Source organism: Bradyrhizobium sp. USDA 4472 (genome assembly GCF_054058595.1).
Map to the genome: position 1 here is coordinate 61,622 of NZ_JBSSAM010000001.1, position 17,550 is coordinate 79,171.

General features: G+C 64.7%; 13 protein-coding genes. 2 read left to right on the plus strand and 11 right to left on the minus strand.

The window, feature by feature from the left end; translation table 11 throughout:
- Positions 1–230 precede the first annotated feature (230 nt).
- The 6 genes from ACVWZ4_RS00320 to ACVWZ4_RS00345 all read right to left on the minus strand — a co-directional run bounded on the left by ACVWZ4_RS00320 (position 231) and on the right by ACVWZ4_RS00345 (position 6,376).
- Complete coding sequence (locus ACVWZ4_RS00320; RefSeq protein WP_456734522.1) at positions 231–980, minus strand: phosphorylase; 750 nt, start codon at positions 978–980, stop codon at positions 231–233.
- A complete protein-coding gene (gene shc, locus ACVWZ4_RS00325) occupies positions 977–2,929 on the minus strand; it encodes a squalene--hopene cyclase (RefSeq protein ID WP_456739604.1) in 1,953 nt (650 codons plus the stop codon). Before shc ends, ACVWZ4_RS00320 begins: the two co-directional genes overlap by 4 nt.
- A gap of 50 nt (positions 2,930–2,979) precedes the next feature.
- The gene (gene hpnE / locus ACVWZ4_RS00330) at positions 2,980–4,236 is read right to left on the minus strand and encodes a hydroxysqualene dehydroxylase HpnE (RefSeq protein WP_456702555.1); all 1,257 of its coding nucleotides are present in this window, start codon (positions 4,234–4,236) and stop codon (positions 2,980–2,982) included.
- A complete protein-coding gene (gene hpnD / locus ACVWZ4_RS00335; RefSeq protein WP_456702554.1) occupies positions 4,236–5,075 on the minus strand; it encodes a presqualene diphosphate synthase HpnD in 840 nt (279 codons plus the stop codon). The genes hpnE and hpnD overlap by 1 nt, the downstream gene beginning before the upstream one ends.
- Positions 5,065–5,949, minus strand: a complete 885-nt coding sequence (gene hpnC, locus ACVWZ4_RS00340) for a squalene synthase HpnC (RefSeq protein ID WP_456702553.1) — start codon at positions 5,947–5,949, stop codon at positions 5,065–5,067. Before hpnC ends, hpnD begins: the two co-directional genes overlap by 11 nt.
- 190 nt (positions 5,950–6,139) lie before the next feature.
- The gene (locus ACVWZ4_RS00345) at positions 6,140–6,376 is read right to left on the minus strand and encodes a cysteine rich repeat-containing protein (RefSeq protein ID WP_456702552.1); all 237 of its coding nucleotides are present in this window, start codon (positions 6,374–6,376) and stop codon (positions 6,140–6,142) included.
- A 444-nt stretch (positions 6,377–6,820) separates the two neighbouring features.
- Here ACVWZ4_RS00345 and ACVWZ4_RS00350 point away from each other — a divergent pair, with 444 nt between their 5' ends.
- Positions 6,821–7,318 (plus strand): hypothetical protein, encoded by a 498-nt coding sequence (locus tag ACVWZ4_RS00350; RefSeq protein WP_456705219.1) that lies wholly within the window; start codon positions 6,821–6,823, stop codon positions 7,316–7,318.
- Between the two features lie 81 nt (positions 7,319–7,399).
- On the opposite strand, the gene ACVWZ4_RS00355 is transcribed toward ACVWZ4_RS00350, so the two are convergent.
- The 4 genes from ACVWZ4_RS00355 to ACVWZ4_RS00370 all read right to left on the minus strand — a co-directional run bounded on the left by ACVWZ4_RS00355 (position 7,400) and on the right by ACVWZ4_RS00370 (position 13,912).
- Positions 7,400–9,766, minus strand: coding sequence for an efflux RND transporter permease subunit (locus ACVWZ4_RS00355; RefSeq protein ID WP_456702551.1), 2,367 nt, complete (start codon positions 9,764–9,766; stop codon positions 7,400–7,402).
- 224 nt (positions 9,767–9,990) lie between these two features.
- On the minus strand, positions 9,991–10,776 hold the full coding sequence (gene eutC, locus ACVWZ4_RS00360; RefSeq protein WP_456702550.1) for an ethanolamine ammonia-lyase subunit EutC: 786 nt from the start codon (positions 10,774–10,776) through the stop codon (positions 9,991–9,993).
- Positions 10,773–12,359: a B12-binding domain-containing radical SAM protein gene (locus ACVWZ4_RS00365; RefSeq protein ID WP_456702549.1), complete on the minus strand. Its 1,587-nt coding sequence runs from the start codon at positions 12,357–12,359 to the stop codon at positions 10,773–10,775. The genes eutC and ACVWZ4_RS00365 overlap by 4 nt, the downstream gene beginning before the upstream one ends.
- Before the next feature lie 170 nt (positions 12,360–12,529).
- Positions 12,530–13,912, minus strand: a complete 1,383-nt coding sequence (locus ACVWZ4_RS00370; RefSeq protein WP_456738130.1) for an ethanolamine ammonia-lyase subunit EutB — start codon at positions 13,910–13,912, stop codon at positions 12,530–12,532.
- Positions 13,913–14,131: 219 nt separating this feature from the next.
- Between ACVWZ4_RS00370 and ACVWZ4_RS00375 the strand changes: the two genes are divergently transcribed.
- Positions 14,132–15,862 carry a methyl-accepting chemotaxis protein gene (locus tag ACVWZ4_RS00375; RefSeq protein ID WP_456702548.1) on the plus strand — a complete coding sequence of 577 codons (1,731 nt, stop codon included), beginning with the start codon at positions 14,132–14,134 and terminating at the stop codon, positions 15,860–15,862.
- Between the two features lie 59 nt (positions 15,863–15,921).
- Here the strand turns inward: ACVWZ4_RS00375 and ACVWZ4_RS00380 are convergent, their stop codons facing one another.
- Entirely contained in the window at positions 15,922–17,355 is a 1,434-nt protein-coding gene (locus ACVWZ4_RS00380) for a hypothetical protein (RefSeq protein WP_456738128.1), read from the minus strand.
- Positions 17,356–17,550: the final 195 nt, after the last annotated feature.

The following is a 17,550-nucleotide window of genomic DNA, read 5'->3' on the forward strand; positions in this document are numbered from 1 at the left end:
GTTGCTCGCCGCCGCGAACGTTTTCCAATCGTTCTGTTCTCGCATGGCGGAGGAACAATCAAAGCGGGGGGCACAGTGCGGATCGGTTCACATTCAAGCTGCCCGGCGGCACTGCGCAGACCACATGGTGCGTATGCCGCCCGCCTATGACGACGATCGCGCAGCTCAAAACAAAAGGCCCGATCGCACCGCGACCGGACCTTTTGTATTGTTCAGCTCGAAGACGCCCTTCAGGCCGCTTCAGCGGCGAGCGCCTCGCTGCCCACGAGCTCCGTCCCGATCAGAAAATCGCGGCAGCCGCGCAAGGAACGCAGCGCGCGGTTGAAGTCGATGCCGGTGGAGACCAGGGCATGCAGCGTCGCGGGATTGCGCACGATGCCGCGCAGGACGGCGGCAAGGTCGATCTGGCCGTTCGGCTTGATGGCTGCGCGGGCGATGGCCGGCAGCGCACGGTGGGCGGGGTCGCTGATGACGCGGACCGCGGCAAACGGCAGGCCGGCCTCGGCGGCGTAGGCAGCCGCGATGTGGCTTTCCATGTCGACGGCGAAGGCGCCGGTCTCGGAATGCAGCGCCGCCTTGCACGATGAACCGGTGACCACTTCCTCGGCACCGGCGAGGCTGCCGCGCACCACGCGGCGGCGGCCGGATGTCAGCTTCTCGATGAGGTCGTCGCTGAGCCACAGGCCGGCGCCCCAGCGGTCATCACCCGAGAGCACCTCAGTCGCCACCACGACGTCGCCGGAGCGCAAGCTCGGGTCGAGCCCGCCGGCCACGCCGAACGAGATCACGCCGCGAATCGAATCAGGATCCACCACCGTCAGCAGCGCCCGCAACTGGGCCGGGCTGCTCGACGAGCAAATGACGGCCATGCCGGGCCCTGCAGCAATGCGGGCCTCCTGCACCAGTCCGGTCACAATCAATATCGGGCGCGGATCAATGGCTTGACCCGCGGTCACATAGTCCCCCGTCCCCGTCGTCACATCCCGACCCCTACCACCCTGCTGTTGGTGTTCCGCAAGTTCCGATATCGCGCCAGCGCCCACAGCGGGAAGAACTTCGGGTAACCATGATACCGCAGATAGAACACGCGGGGAAAGCCTGTGGCGGTGTAACGCTGTTCATCCCACAGTCCTTTTTCGTTCTGTGTTGCAATCAGGTACTCCACCCCGCGGGCGACGGCCGGGTGATCAACCTCGCCTGCAGCCATCAGGGCAAGCAAGGCCCATGCCGTTTGCGAGGCGGTCGACGGGGCCGGCTCCCATCCCTGGTAGTCCAGCCGGTAGCTGACGGCGTCCTCGCCCCAGCCCCCGTCCTTGTTCTGGATCGAGGCCAGCCAGCCGGCCGCCTTGCGCATCATCGGGTCGCTGTGGGGAACTCCGGCCATGTTCAGCGCACAGAGCACCGACCAGGTTCCATAGATGAAGTTCATGCCCCAGCGGCCGTACCAGGACCCCTCGGGGTGCTGGGTCTTGCGCAGATAGGCAACGCCATCGGCGACCTGCTTGCTGGTCTTCTCGGTCTTGCCGAGTTGGGCCAGCATCGAGATGCAGCGCCCGGTGACGTCCTCAGTCGGGGGATCGAGCAACGCGCCGTGGTCCGAGAACGGGATGTTGTTGAGGTAGTATTCGAGGTTGTTGACGTCGAAGGCCGCCCAGCCGCCGTCGTCGCTCTGCATGCCCTCGATCCACTCGCGGCCGCGCTCGATCGCGGCATCATAGCCGGCGACGCCGTGCTCGCGGCGCATGCGGTCCATCGACATCACCACCACGGCGGTGTCGTCGAGATCGGGATAATGCGCATTGTTGTACTGGAACGCCCAGCCGCCGGGACGCACGTCGGGCCGCTTCACCGCCCAGTCGCCCTTCACCTCGAGCTCCTGCTTCGGGATCAGCCAGTCCAGGCCCTGCTTGGCGGCAGGCAACGCCTTGTCGCCGCCGGCCTCCAACAGCGCATGCGCGGTCAGCGTCGTGTCCCACACCGGGGAGACGCAGGGCTGGCAATAGGCCTCATCGCCCTTGACGACGAGCAGCTTGTCGATGCCCCGGCGCGTGATCGCGCGGGGCGGGAAGTTCTCGTCCTTGCCGAGCGCATCGTACATCATGACGATGTTGGCCATGGGCGGATAGATCGCACCCATCCCGTCCTCGCCGTTGAGCCGCTCCTCGGTAAAGGCAAGCGCGGCATCGATCGCGCGCTTACGCAGGCGCTTCGGAAACATCGGCTCGATCACGCGCAGGATGCCGTCGAGCGCGCGGAACAGCACGAACCAGGCCATGCTCTGGTGCGGCGCCTTGGCGGTCATCCCGATCGAGCACGGATCCTGCAGGAACAACTCGTCGATGCCGACGCCCTTGGGATTCTTCGCGCGCGGCTTCAGCGCGGCGATCACCATCAGCGGCACCATGGTGGTGCGCGCCCAATAAGAGATCTTGTTGAGATGGAACGGCGACCAGAACGGCAGCAGCACGATCTCGATCGGCAGCACCGGCACCGCGCGCCAGGTCACGACGCCGAAGGTTGCGAGCAGGAAGCGGGTGAAGACGTTGCTGTTGACGGCACCGCCGCGCGCATGGATCGCCTGCCGCGCACGCACCATGTGCGGGGCATCCACGGAATCGCCGATCATCTTCAGCGCGAAATAAGCCTTCACGCTGGCGCTCATGTCGAACTCGCCGTCATGCACCAGCGGCCAGCCGCCATGAGCACCCTGAACGCGGCGCAGATAATTGCCGATCTTGGCCTCGAGCGCGGTGTCGACCGGCTCGGCGAGATAATGGCGCAGCAGGATATATTCGGCCGGAATGGTGCAGTCGGCCTCGAGCTCGAATACCCAATGGCCGTCGGGTTGCTGGAAAGCGAGGACGCCTTGCGTGGCTGACGCAATGCTCGATTCCAAAGCTTCGCGGCTGGTCGCGTTCACGGAATCCATGTCGCTCGATTGCTCCTGGCGTCGATTGAAAATGACCGGGACATTGCCCGTCAGGGCCGCTTTGCGGCCAGAACCAGATCGGCAGCGCGATCACCCGATCGGACCGATCCCTCGATGGTTGCAGGCAATCCCGTAGCAGTCCAATCGCCGGCAAGGAACAGGTTTTTCAGCGCGGTGACCGGCCCTGGACGCAGGGCATTCTGCGCCGGCGTTGCCGCAAATGTGGCACGGCGCTCCCGCACGATCTGCCATGGGGGCAGCTCGCCGGAGACGCCGCCCGCCGCGCAGACGTCATTCCAGATCGCCTGCGCGAGTTCCTCGCGCGGCATATCGACGAGACGGTCGCCATTGCTGATGGTGACCGACAGCCGGTTGGGGAACGCGAACAGCCATTCCACCACGCCGCCGATCACGCCCAGGATCGGTGCCGAACCCGGCGGCGGCTCAAAGCGGAAATGCGCATTGACGATGGCGCGGAATTCGGTCGGCGCAGTCAGGCCCGGCAGCAGGCTCGTCGCCGCGCGGGGCGGCACCGCCATCACGATCACATCGCCCGCGGCAAGCTGGACCACGTCCTCGCCGCCGAAATTGAGCGCGCTGACGTTGCCGTCGGTGGTGACGAAGGAGCGCAGCTCATGACCGAGCTGAACGGTGTGCCCGCGCTCAGTCAGGAATTTCACGGCCGGTTCGATCAAAACGGTGCTCAGGCCATCGCGCGCGATCAGCGGACGGCAGGCCTGCCCGCCCGCGAGCAGCGTCTCGCGCACGATCGCGCCGGCAAGCCCGGCCGAGCCCTCGGGCGGATCGACGTTGAGCGCGGCGAGCAGCAGCGGCTGCACCAGGCGATGATAGAGCGTGCCTTCGCAAGGAATGGACTTGCCGACCGGCGTCTGCTCCGACGCCCAAATCAGCGGCGCCAGCTTGAGATAATCGGTCAGACCCGTGTCAGGGACGCGGCGGCTCTCGTCGAGCACCCAGGCAGGCCAGCGGCCATTGCCGAGATCGATCTGCCAGCGCTGTCCGGTCTTGACGTCGACGAAGGGAAACTGCGCACTGTCAGGCCCGACCAGGCCCGCCTCGGTGCCGATCGCGCGCGCATAGGCCCGGGCGTGGCTGTTGCCCGACAGCAGCAGATGATTGCCGTTGTCGATCATGAGATTGGTGGCGCCGTCGAAATAGGAGCGGCAGCGGCCGCCGGCCTGGTGCGTCGCCTCGTGCACGGCGACCCTGTAGCCGGCATTGCCGAGCCGCACAGCGGCGGAGAGGCCGGAAATGCCGGCGCCAATGATGTGAGCTGTGTTTTGCATCAGATGACAGCGTAACGGAGCAGGATCGCGAAGCGCGTGACCTTCGACACACGCACCGGCTCGCGCGGTGCGTTGAAGCCGCGCGCGATCAGGAGGTCCAGAATGGAATGGTAGTATTTCGACATGATCCTCGGCGCGCGCACCGCGCGGCGCCTGTTGCGGTTCATGATCTCGTCCGACTTCTCGAAATGCGCCTTCGCGCGCTGCGTCAGCGGCAGGCAGACTTTCGGCAGCGCGCGCTCGGCGATCACGCGGTTCGGATCGTTTGAGGTGATGCCGGCATGCAGCAACGCCTCGCGCGGCAGATAGAGGCGGCCGAGCGTCGCATCCTCGTCGATGTCGCGCAGGATATTGGTGAGCTGGAGCGCGCGGCCGAGATGGTGAGCGAGTTGGATGCCGTCATCCTCGGGCAGGCCGAATACCCGCACCGACAAACGTCCCACGGCGCTGGCGACGCGATCGCAGTAGAGGTCGAGCGTCGCCATGTCGGGCGCGCGGATATCCTGCGGCACGTCCATCTCCATGCCGTCGACGATGGCGAGAAAATCCTCGCGCTTCAGCCCGAAGGTCTTCACCGACGCGACATAGTCCTTCAGCCGCGGCGGCGGATTGCCCCGGTAGAGCGCGTCGATGTCGTTGCGCCATTGCTGAAGCGCGGCGAGCCGCACCTCGCGCGGACCGTCGGAATCGGCGATGTCGTCGACCTGGCGGCAGAAGCTGTAGATCTGGAACATCGCCTCGCGCTGGTTGCGCGGCAGGATGCGCATCGCAGCGTAGAAGGAACTGTTCGATGCGGACGAGCCATAATCGGCGCCGGGCGCGGTCGCCTCAAGCGTCATGGGCAGCCCCCGGATTGGAGAGGGCCTTGCGGCCGATCGCGCGGCGGCCGACTTCGCCGATCATGCCGGCGAGGCTGAACATGAGCAGTTCGAACTTGTTCAGATGCACGCGCTCGCGCAGGGGATCGCGTACCTTCAACAGGCGCACGATACGATCGGCGTAGGCCTGGATCACCGCGACATCGAGCCCGAGGCGGGCATCCCGGATCTCCGCAGCCAGCGACCTGCCCTCGTTGAGCAATGCTTCGTTGCGCACGGCGAGGCCATGAAGGCAGGCCAGCATCGCCGGCGGCGATTGTGCAAGCCCGAGTTGCTCGACCGTGGCGCCGTGTGCTGCCAGCGCATCGCGCGGCAGATAGACGCGATTGAGCTCGCGGAAATCCTTGCCGCAATCCTGGAGGTGGTTGTTGATCTGCAGGCCCGCGCACAGCGCATCCGACGCGGCCCAGGTCGAGGTCGCCTCGCCATGAACGTCGAGCATGAAGCGGCCGACCGGCATGGCCGAATAGCGGCAATAGTGGATGACCTCGTCCCAGGTCTCGTAGCGCAGCTTGCTCACGTCCATGCGGAAGGCGATGAGCACGTCGAGCGCATGGCGCGGCGCCATGCCTCGATCGGCCAGCGCGCGCCTCAGCGCGACGGCCTCGGCCTGGGTATCGCCCTTGCCGAGCAGTTCCGCCTCGAGCAGGTCGAGATAACGAAGTTTCTCCTCGGCCGGCAGGCTCGCGTGGTCGGCGATGTCGTCGGCGGTGCGGACGAAATTGTAATAGGCCAGGATCAGGGCGCGATGACGCGGGTGAATGATCCAGGACGCGACGGGAAAATTCTCGTCGCGGTCACCCTTGCCGGATCGCAATTCGCTCGCAGAGGTCATCGAGGGCTGATCAACAATCGTTTGGACAGGAAGGGCTTGTTCGCGCGCGCGGGTTCATGCCGGCGCTGCCGCGGCCCCCATATAGGGGAATACGGCCGCAAAACCAATCCTGTCTCGCGATGGCAGCCCCGCGGATCCGGCCTGAAAAAGGCGGCCCCTGGGGGCCGCCTTTGTGGGCCAGTGGCCGAGCTTATTGGTTGTGGTTCTTCAGGACCTGGTCGCAGGCCTGCGAGATCTTGGCCCGATTCTCCTTGAGGCAGGCCAGGACAGTGAAATCGCCCTGATCAATAACCGGACGGCAGAACTTCTGCACATCGCGCGTGCAGGCCTTCTGCTCGGCTTCGGTGCCACGGCCGCCCTGCTGGGCGAACGCAGCCGTGGACAGGGTTGCCGACAGCACGGTGAGAGCGACGAAAAGCTTACGCATTGTATTCCTTCATTCTAACGGCAGAATCGCACCAATCCCGCACAGCACAGGGCAGACGACGGGAACGGATTGTTCTGATGGCAAGTTACCGCGGGATGAGAGCGGCACCGGAGAAGGCCACAAGCGCTGGTAAATGCGGCCAAATTGGCGCCGCGCGTACCAAATCAGGTCTTCCCCCGATCTTCATTGGCAGAGGTAAGGGTTTGATACTACGTCGAAATTCTGAGGCACGGCGTTTTACGGCAGACCTGTTGCAGAGCTGCATCTGTCAGATCGGCCATTCCGGCCGGAAACACATGGAAACAGAGGGGATCCAGGCACGGACCGTTGCAAGACCGCTCGGCCCAGCCTCTTGAACCTGACCCCGCCTCACAACACTAAACGTTCGATGTGGCGAGACGATCTGCGATGAAGCAGGCGTCGTTCCAAAACGGGATATTGATGATGAAATTCTTTGGGCGATCTGAACTGGCAATCAAGGCGGCCGGCATTGGCGCGGCGCTGCTCTTCTCAGTTGCGGCAAGCCACGCTCAGTCGTCCGGTCCCTTCGCCGGTTTCGACGGGGCATGGACCGGCACCGGCACGGTGTCGCTGTCCGATGGCTCGACCGAGCGCATCCGCTGCAAGGCGGACTACAAGGTCGCCGGCACCGGCCTCAACCTCAAGCAGGCGCTGCACTGCGCATCCGACAGCTACAAGTTCGACCTCACCAGCGACGTGACCAGCCAGGGCGAGCGGATCTCCGGCAACTGGAGCGAGTCCAACCGCAACATCTTCGGCAATCTGCAAGGGACCGCCGGCGGCGGCCAGATCGACGTGTTCGTCGAGGCCAACGGCTTTGCCGCCAATCTGTCGCTGCGCACCAACGGCTCCAAGCAGACCGTGCAGATCTCGTCCAAGGGCGAGATCCGCGGCGTCAACATCACCATGACGAGGGGCTGATCGTCCTCTCTTCCTCGAAAGAAAAAAGCCCCGGCTCTCGCGAACCGGGGCTTTTTGCTGCCGGGAATTTGTTGACCTCGCTCAGATCGCCGGCTTGTCGGGGCCGTGAAGCCTGGCGTGCAGATTGATCAGCCACATCGCGGTCGGCCGCAGGATGAAGAGGTCGGCGACAAGCGCCGCCACCATCGAGAAGGCGCTGAGCCAGCCGAACAGCCGCAGCGACGGCAGGTCCGAGAACACGGTGACGACGAGGCCGCAGGCCAGCACCACCGTGGTCAGGATCAGCGCCGGGCCGACCAGCACGGTCGCGCGCTCCACCGCCAGCGCCGAGCCGACGCCGGGTTTGCTCTCCAATCGCAGACGATTGAGGAAGTGGATGGTGGCGGAGAGGCCCAGGCCGAACGAGACCGTGAGCGCGACGACGCTGGCAAATTGCAGGCCCTCGCCCATCGCCCACAGCACCGTCCCCGACATCACCACCGGGAAGATACCCGGCAGGATGCAGGCGAACATCACCACCCAGGAGCGGAAGGCGAGGCCAATGAAGAGCGCGACCAGCGCGAATTCCACGGTGAGGCCGCGGTTCAGCTTCTCGATCATGCCGGCCGAGTTCCGAGCGGCAATGGCGGCGAGACCGGTGACGGCGATCTCGTAGCCGGGATGCTTCTTGCGGACCGAGTCGAGCTCGGAATCGAGCTTGTCGACGATCGGCAGGAGCTGGCTGGAATCCTTGTCCGGCACGCGACCGGCCACGACCACCGCATCCTGCTGAGCATCGATGAACCGGCGCACCAGATGCTCGGGGATGACGTTCACATATTCCTTGAGCGTCGCGACGTCATCGCTGCCGGCCTTCTCCGCCAGCCAGCGGCGCAGCGTCTCCAGCGACCAGACGTTGCCGACGCCCGCCGCCTTCTCCACGGTCGCGTGCACGTCGGCGATGGTCTGCAGCGTCTCCGGCGAGTAGAGCGTTTCACCCTTGGGGAACTGGATCAGGACGTTGACCGGATTGGCGCCCGTCAGCTTGGCATCGAGCCGGTTGCTGGCGGCAACCGCCTGGCGCTTGTCCGGCACCTGATCGGCGAGCCGGTAGCGCGGCTGCAGATTGGCATAGACAACACCCAGGCCGGCGACGAACAGCAGTGCGATCAGGCTGAACAGGCCGGGCCGGCCGACCATGCGCACCGCGATCCAGTAGCAGAAATTGCGCAGCGCCTGCACGCCCGCATCCGCGCTCTGGAACTTGACCGCAAAGACCTTTTCGTTGCGCACGAACAACACGCCGAACACCGGCACCAGAGACAGCACCGTGATCAGCGCGATGATGGTGGCCGCCAGGCCCGCCTCGCCGAACTTACGGATCAGGTCGGAATCCGAGAATTGCAGCGCGATGAAGGAAATGCCGGCGGTGCCATGCGTCAGCACGCAGGCCGGGCCCACCACCAGCACGGCATTCTTGAACGCGGTGAATTTGTCCTGGCCCGCGATCAGCCGGTCACGGGCGGCGAAGGTCAGCTGCATCGAGTCCGAGAAGCTGATCACCATGATGAGCGGCGTCATCACGTTCAGGAACATGTTGAGATTGAAATTGGCCCAGCCGAGCGCGCCGAGTGCGATCAGGATCGCGATCATCGGCGGGAACGCCGCCACCACCATGAAGGAGATCTTGCGGAAGAAGATGATCGCGATGATGCAGCCGGCGAGAATGCCGAGGATGTTGTAGGTGAGGCCGTCGCGCTCGACCGCGTTTCGGATCTCGAGCTGCATCACCGGTACGCCGGAGAGCTGCACGCTGAGCCCGGTGTCACCGAGATCCTCCTTCATCAGCGCACGGATGTCGCCGACGACCTTGCCGAGCTTGCTGGAGGCGACCACCTCCGGATCGAGCGAGAGCACGATCAGCGCCAGCGTGCCGTCCTCCGACAACAGTTTGCCGCGGATGATCTCGTTGTTCTTGACGGTTTCGATGAACTGATCATAGGCCGCGCCCTCGGGCAGTTCGGCCGGGAACAGCGCGGCCGGCAGCTTGCCCGGCGCCGGCGCCTGGCGAGCCGAGAACAGCGAGACCAGACCGCGGGTACCCTCGACCAGCTGCATGTCGGTGACGAAATCGCGCAGCTTCTCGAGGTTGTTCCGCGCCAGCAGAGTCTTGCCCTCGACCACGACGAGGACGTCGAATTCCTCGGCCGGGAACTTCTTCGTCACCTCTTCGTACTGCTTGAATTCCGGGGTGTTGGAGCGGAACAGCTGCGACAGCGAATCGTCGATCTTGATGCGATGGATACCGAACACCGCGCCGACGATCAGCGCGAGCAGGATGATGCAGGAGACGATCGGCGCCCGGACCGCAATCAGGCCGAGACGCTCCAGCCCGAAGGCGATGGAGGAGGCAGGCCCCTGCTCGACCTTGTCGACATGAACCTCATTCTCGCGGTGCTTTTCGAGCATGCCTTGTCCAATTCCTCAATCGGCTCGGTCTATGAGCTTAGTGCGCGCGCCCTGCGAACGGCTTGAAAACGCCATACCAATCGGAGGCTTGCCAATGGGAGGCTTGCCCTTTGAAAATGCGCGGAAAATCGCCGGCAGCGGTTTAGCAGGTCAATCACCCTTCTCGCAAGCACGCCGGGAGGACTCCAGATCAATCAAGATGCGGCGATTTGCCGGAATTCCCGTTATTGCGGCAGAGCTGTGCCAATTCCACGCGGTCGGCGGTCGGCGCTTTCGTCCTTGAGCGCCACGCCTGTGACCTGGCGCGCCAATCCCTCGCGGACGAGCCAGGCGAGCTTGAGCGCGGCCTCGTCGTAGCTCAAACCGGCCTTGTGGATATTTGACACGCAATTGCGCTCCGCATCGGTCAGGCCGGGCTTCGGCGCAAAGGTCAGATAGGCCCCGAGGCTGTCGGGGGCGGACAGGCCCGGCCGCTCGCCGATCAGCATCACAACCATGCGGGCCCCGAGAATGGCCCCGATCTGATCACCGAGCGCGACTCGCGCGCCTGAGGCGACGACGGCATGGCCAATCGCGACGGCCTCGCCTTCCCCAAGCAGCGGCAGCAGGGTTTGCAGCAGCGCGACCGCATGGGCATGAACCGCGGCGGCCGACAATCCGTCGCCGATCACGATCGCAAGCTGGCACGGCGCGGCGGCAGCATGGGCCAACGCCGCGGCGGAGCCGGCATCGAGCTGCCGTCCCAGATCCGGCCGGCGCAGATAGTCCCTGCGATCGGCGACCCGGCTGCTGGCCTCGGTGACATCGAGACCAAGCGCCCTCACCGCGGCCGCCAGGCGCCGCGAATCGAAGGCGGCATGCACGGCATCGCGGGCGCGGGCATGGGCCAGCGTGAAATCGAGCAGCGGTCCGGTCGGCAGGCTTGCGCCGCTTCGCCCGAGCGCGACGCGCGCCGGCGTGAACGATCTGAGGTCGACGGTCGGGCGCGCCGGAACGGGCTTGTCGCTCATTCGGCGGGAACGGACGCTTCGCGCAGCCGGATCGAATAGTTCGATGCGTTCTGCTTGCCGCTGGAGGCCGCGCGGGCAAAGGTGATCAGATGATGCGCGATCAAGGTACAGCCGATCAGCCCCTCGATGTCGCCGCGCTTGAGGCGCCCCAGCGCAAACTTCCAGAACACGCGCCTGTAGTCGCCGCGCACGCCGACCTTCCAGAAGATGTTGCGCAGCATGACGAGGCCACGCCGGATGTTGGCCCAGGTCTTCATTTCCTCCGGCACCGGCGTCTTGAGGCGATGCACATAGACGTGGTCGCATTGATACTGGAAGCGCGCATAGACCTTCTCGGGCTCATAAGCCACGCCCATGGCGTGCTTCCAGGATGCGACGACCTCGTCATAGGGCAACAGGAAATCGACGTTGGAATCGCGGCCCTCGTCATCGATCAGGCGCCCTTCCCGCGCCAGCCGGTCCCATAGCGGGGTCTTCGGCAGCGCCTGAAGCAGGTTGATGGTGAGCAGCGGGATCCGCGATTCCTCGACAAAGGCGAGCAGCGCCTCCGAGGTGTTGGGCTTGTCGGTATCGAGCCCCATGATGATGCCCGACACCACCTCCATGCCGTAGGAGTTGATGGTGCGCACGCCCTCCAGGATCGGGACCATCATGTTGTGGTCCTTGTGCATGGCCTTCAGCGCGTCGGGGTCCGGCGTCTCGATGCCGCAGAAGATGGTGATGAAATAGGCCTCGCGCATCTTCTTGAGGATCTCGGGACGCTTGGCGATATTGAGCGTCGCCTCGCAGGCAAGCCGCATCACATAGCCGGTCTTCTTCTGCCATTCGATCAGATGCGGCAGCAGGTCCATCGCCGCCTTGCGGTTGCCGATGAAATTATCATCGACGAAATAGACAGTGTCGGTCATGCCGCATTCGCGCAAGCGATTGAGCTCGGCGATGATCTGTTCGGGTGTCTTGATGCGCGGGTTGCGGCCATAGAGGCCGGGGATGTCGCAGAACTCGCACTCATACGGGCAGCCGCTGGAATACTGGATGCTGCCGAGGAAGTAGCGCTTCACATCGGCGAGCTCGTAGGCCGGGATCGGAAACTCCGTCATCGGCACGCGCTCTCTGGTCGTCAGCACCACTTGGCGCTCGGGGCGTGCCGTGTCGCGCGCCAAAATCTCGATGAGCTGGTTGGTGGCGTCGCCGAGCTCGCCGACATGGAGATAATCGAACGACGGATAATAGTCCGGGCAGGCGCTGACCGACGGGCCGCCGAGCGCAACGGGCAGGCCGAACTCGTGGGCGCGGCGACAGATGTCGTTCATCTGCTGGCGCTGGATGTGCATGCCGCTGACGAAGACGGCCTCCGCCCATTCGAACTCTTCCTTGGTCGCGCTGCGGAGATTTTCGTCCACGAATTTGACTTGCCATTCCTTCGGCAGGTAGGCCGCGAGCAGCAGCAGGCCCTGCGGCGGCATGAAGGCGCGGACGCCGTCGGTCAGCGGATAGGCGTGCTCGAAGGTGCCGAATGACGAGGTGTAACGCGGAAAGACACAGAGAATATGCCGACTTGTTCCGTTGCTTTCAGCGCGCATCGAACTTCCCCCAACCACGTTCTACGAACGGTACTGACGAGGTCTCCAGAAACAGAGCGTAACGCTGCGGCCGGAATTCCTCAATATTGTGGCACCGAACTAATTCGTGAGACGCGCCAATGGTTTCTCCGGTTCACGCCGGCAGGAGGATGTTTTCGCGGATTTTCACGCTAGGCGATCAGCCGTGACGCAAAATCAGGCAACAGGCCTGCGTCACCGGCAAGCCGGAAATCGGCCCCGGCAATGCCGGTCTCAATCAGCCAGTCGTCGAACTCCGGCGCACGTGCCGCACCGAAGATGTCGCGCACATAGAGCGCATCGTGGAAGGAGGTCGACTGGTAGTTCAGCATGACGTCGTCGGCGCCGGGCACGCCCATGATGAAGGTGACGCCGGCAGCAGCGAGCAGCGTCAGGAGATTGTCCATGTCGTCCTGGTCCGCCTCGGCATGGTTGGTGTAGCAGATGTCGACGCCCAACGGCAGGCCGAGCAGCTTGCCGCAGAAATGATCCTCCAGTCCCGCCCGGATGATCTCCTTGCCGTCGTAGAGATATTCGGGGCCGATGAAGCCGACCACGCTGTTGACCAGCAGCGGGGCAAAGGCGCGGGCCACCGCATAGGCGCGCGCCTCGCAGGTCTGCTGGTCGACGCCGTGATGGGCATTGGCCGACAATGCCGAGCCCTGGCCGGTTTCGAAATACATGACGTTCTCACCGACCGTGCCGCGCTTCTGCGACAGCCCGGCTTCGCGCGCCTCCTTCAGCAAAGCGAGGCCGATGCCGAAGCTGCGGTTGGCGGCCTCGGTGCCGGCGATCGACTGGAAGACGAGGTCGACCGGCACGCCCTGCCCGATCAGCGACATCGTCGTCGTGACATGGGTCAGCACGCATCCTTGCGTCGGGATTTTCAGCCGGGCGATGATCTCGTCCAGCAGCCGCAGCAGTCGCGCGATTCCAGCCGGATCGTCGCTCGCCGGGTTGATGCCGATGCAGGCATCGCCGGCGCCAAGCAGCAGGCCGTCGAGGATCGAGGCGGTGATGCCCCTCGCATCGTCGAACGGATGGTTCGGCTGCAGCCGCGTGCTCATCCGGCCTTTCAGGCCGATGGTGTTGCGGAAGGCCGTCGTGACCTCGCATTTGCGCGCCGCCAGGATCAGGTCCTGGTTGCGCATCAGTTTCGACACTGCAGCCGCCATCTCCGGCGTGATGCCCGGCGCGAGCTTGCGCAAAGTCTCCGGCCTGGCGGCGTCCGAGAGCAGCCAGTCGCGGAAGGCTCCGACCGTCAGCGAAGAGACCTGCGCAAACGCCTCGCTGTCATGGCTGTCGATCACCAGCCGGGTGACCTCGTCGGTCTCATAGGGAATGACGGCCTCGTTGAGGAATTGACTTAAGGGGACGTCCGCGAGCGCCATCCGCGCCGCGATCATCTGCTCGGCGCTGCCGGCGGCAATGCCGGCCAGCCGGTCGCCGGAGCGCGGAGGCGTCGCCTTGGCGAGGAGGTCGCGGAGGTCGGGGAAAGTGTAGGTCGTGGCGGCGATGGCGTGGCGATAGACCAAAGGCCCCTCCGGGTACTGTCGGCCAGTGACCGAATCCAGGCGATCCTGAGGCTATGCCTTCGGATCAAGACGCTGAAATATCTTACCTTCCTTTGAGCGAGGGCGAAACGGGCCGATGGTCGCGTTAACGCTGCGTCCATCTTCATTCTGCATAGTTTTGCATCAATTTTAGACGATCGCGCACACCGGCCGCTCCAGGCCATTCGAGCCCCGAACATCATGCAAAACGACCGATCTGAGAACGCCGCCGCCCTGACAGGCCGTCTCTCGCTCGCAACCAAGCTCTACGCGATCTTCGCGCTGTTCGCCCTGCTCACGGCCGCGATCGCGATGCTGTCCGACTACAACAGCCGCCGCAGCACCGAGCTGACCAGCGCGATCGAGACGGCGAATGCGGCCGCGCTGAACGTCGAGCGCGTCAATTCGCTGGTCTACGCGGTCGTGATGGAATCGCGCGGCGTCTACATGTCGACCGAGCCGGCCGTCGTGAAGAAATACGGCGACGGCCTGCTCAAGTTCAACGAGCGGATTTTGAGCGTGGTGAAAGGCTGGGAGAGCATCGTCAGGGCGGACGACGCCGAGCAGTTCGCCACCTTCAAAAAGCGCATCGAGCAGTTCGTCGAATTCCGCAGGGAGCTGGTGCGCCGCGCCGTCGAGATCAATGCGGCCGCGGGTCGCGAATGGGGCGACAACGACGCCAACCGCGCCGTGCGCTCGGCACTGAACAAGGATCTCGAAGCGCTGTCCAAGGTCTATGCCGAGCGCGCCCGGCAGATCGCGCTTCAGACCGAGACCAACCGCATGCTGTCCTTCGTGTTGACCTGCCTCGCCGGCGTGGCGCTGGCGCTGGTCGTGATCGGCATCATCATCATCGCCCGCTCGATCGCCCGGCCGCTCGCTGCGATCACCGCGACCATCAAGCAGGTCGCCGACGGCGCCGAGAATGTCGTGGTGCCGCACTCCGGCCGCGCCGACGAAATCGGCGCACTGGCCCGCGCCATCGAAGTGTTCCAGGACGCGATGGGCCGCAACCGCAACCTCGCCGCGCAGGTCTCGCAGGATTCGGCGGCGCGCGAAGAGCGCGCGCGCCACATCGAGCAATCCGTCGACGAATTTCGCGGCGCGATCGGCGCGATCATGCGCGGCCTCAGCGACAATGCCGGTGTGATGCGCGAGACCGCGCAGACCATCACGCGCGTCACGGCCGACGCGAACAGCCGCGCCGGCACCGCCGCAAGCGCGACCGAGCAGGCCTACCACAACGTCACGGCCGTGGCAGGCGCGGCCGAGGAGCTGTCGGCCTCGGTCGAGGAGATCGGCCGCCAGGTCCGACAGAGCGCGAGCGCCGTCGAGCAGACCGGCCAGCGCACCGAGAAATCGATCGCCGAAATCGAGAGCCTTGCCGCTGCCACGCAACGCATCGACGGCGTGCTGACCCTCATTCAGACCATCGCCGAGCAGACCAATCTGCTCGCGCTCAACGCCACCATCGAGGCCGCCCGCGCCGGCGATGCGGGCCGCGGCTTTGCCGTCGTCGCGCACGAAGTGAAGGCGCTGGCCGGACAGACGGCGAAGGCGACCGCCGACATCAGCGAGAACGTCGCGATGATCCAGTCCTCCACCCGCAACGCCGTCGATGCCGTGCGCGAGATCGGCGGCGCGGTGCGCGAGATCAACGAGGTCACCTCGGCGATCGCAGGCGCCGTCGGCCAGCAGGACCAGGCCACGCGCGAGATCTCCTCCAACGCGCAAAGCGCAGCCCAAGGCAACGAGACGCTGGTCGCCAACATCACCTCGCTGCGCGATGCCATCGGCGAGACCGACACGGCGGCAACTTCGGTGCTGACGGCGGCGAGCAGCCTGACCGCAACGGCGGATACGCTGTCGCGCGAAGTGGAGAAATTCTTCCAGAACCTGCGCTCGGACAGCCGGATCGCCAGGGCAGGATAGTCCTCCAGTTCGCCGCCTGGCAAAGCGACGCGTCGGGCAAAACACCGGCGCGAGACAGCTCAGCGCTCCAGTCCCGGCTGGTCGACGAATATGCGGACACGGCCGACGCCCTCGACTTCACGATACCGGCGCAACTCCGTCTGGAGATCGGGGTCGGACTTGGCCCAGCCCAACCAATCGAATGGGACCGAACTCTGCAGCAAGGTGTCCACGAGAATGACATCCGGGCGGCCGTTCCGCACGTCCGCCAACACCTGCCGCCGCTCGAAGTTCATGATGTCGTTCAGCTTCGATCGCTCTGCCGCCGTCGTCTCTGGGCTGCTCCGGGCCAAAAGTGCGCCGGCCGTCAGCACCTGTGCGCACGAACCGCCAACCCATGTGCCATGGATTTGGCGGACGAGCGGATGCCCAAGGGCGAGGTGATCAGTCAACGTGAGCAGCCGGGGATGCTTTGCAAGCGTCTGCATACGCTGCTCCAGCGGCGGAAACTCGGGCAGCGACAGGCACAGGCAGAACCCGATGAGCGCAACACCGGCGAAGCCGCCGATCCTGACGGACATCGGCAACGTCCTCGTGCGAACATGCAGCAATGGCGCAGCAATCGCAAACACGCAAAGTGCGTAGAGCGTGTATGTCCAGCCCTTGCCCTGAAGAACGAAGCTCGCGGCTCCGCCAATGGCCGCCGCCAGCCAGGGGGTTGCGTCGCCGCCGAACTTGAAATCCCGCGGGGCCACCTGACGCAGAAACGCGATGGAAGCAACGATCACGACGACGGGGAAAGGAAGCAGGCCGGCCAAATCCCTCCTCATCGTGACATAGGTGGCGGCGACCATCGGTGCAAAGTCGAACAGATAACCGGGAAAGACGAAGACGAGCACCCCGGCGTAGCCGACGACGATCGCGGCGGCTGCACAGGCTTCAGGCGTGAACAACGGCCTGAGAGAACGCCGGTGGATGATGCCGAGGATAGTCGGCAGGCCGACCACCAAAGCAAGCTGCGGCTTGATGCTCATCGCGAGCCCTGCACTCAGGCCCGCCAGGATCGCAACCGGTCCGGGGGCAAGGCCGCGCCAGCGAATCGCCGTGATGGCGACAAAGGGGGTCAGTGCGACGACAGCAATGTGCTCTCGCTGTCCGAATACGGCGTTCGGAAGGACTGCCAACAGAAAAGCGAGCAAGCACGTCCAAAGGCTCCGCTCTCCACCCTCCAGCTTTGCAGCCGCAGCGGCGCGGTCGATGATGACAAGCGCGCCGGCAATCTCGATGATCACGAGAACTGCCACGATGATCTCAGGTGCAATGCCCGTCAATCGCCCGAGAAAAGCCGCCGGCGTGTAGAGATAGATCGAGAGCGGCGGATTCAGTTCGAAGAGGTCGACGCCCGGATGGCGGCCATCCAGGATCTCCTCTCCCTCGGACAGCAAGCAACTCAAATCCGGGTTGAGAATGGCCGGCCACTGAACAAGCAATGCCGAGACGAGAATCGCGGCCACGAGAATCCAACGCGTTTGATTTATGCCGTCACCGCCTTCCGGGCCAGCTCTGGGCGGGATGGCCCTCTCAGACGTCGGCAAAATTCTCTCCTCGGGTGGAAGCCTCCTGCTCTCTTTCAGCTCGCCCAAACCGGCAGGAATGCAGGTCCTGCCACTCTCAATCAATAGTCGTTACTATTGTACTACAATGATCTG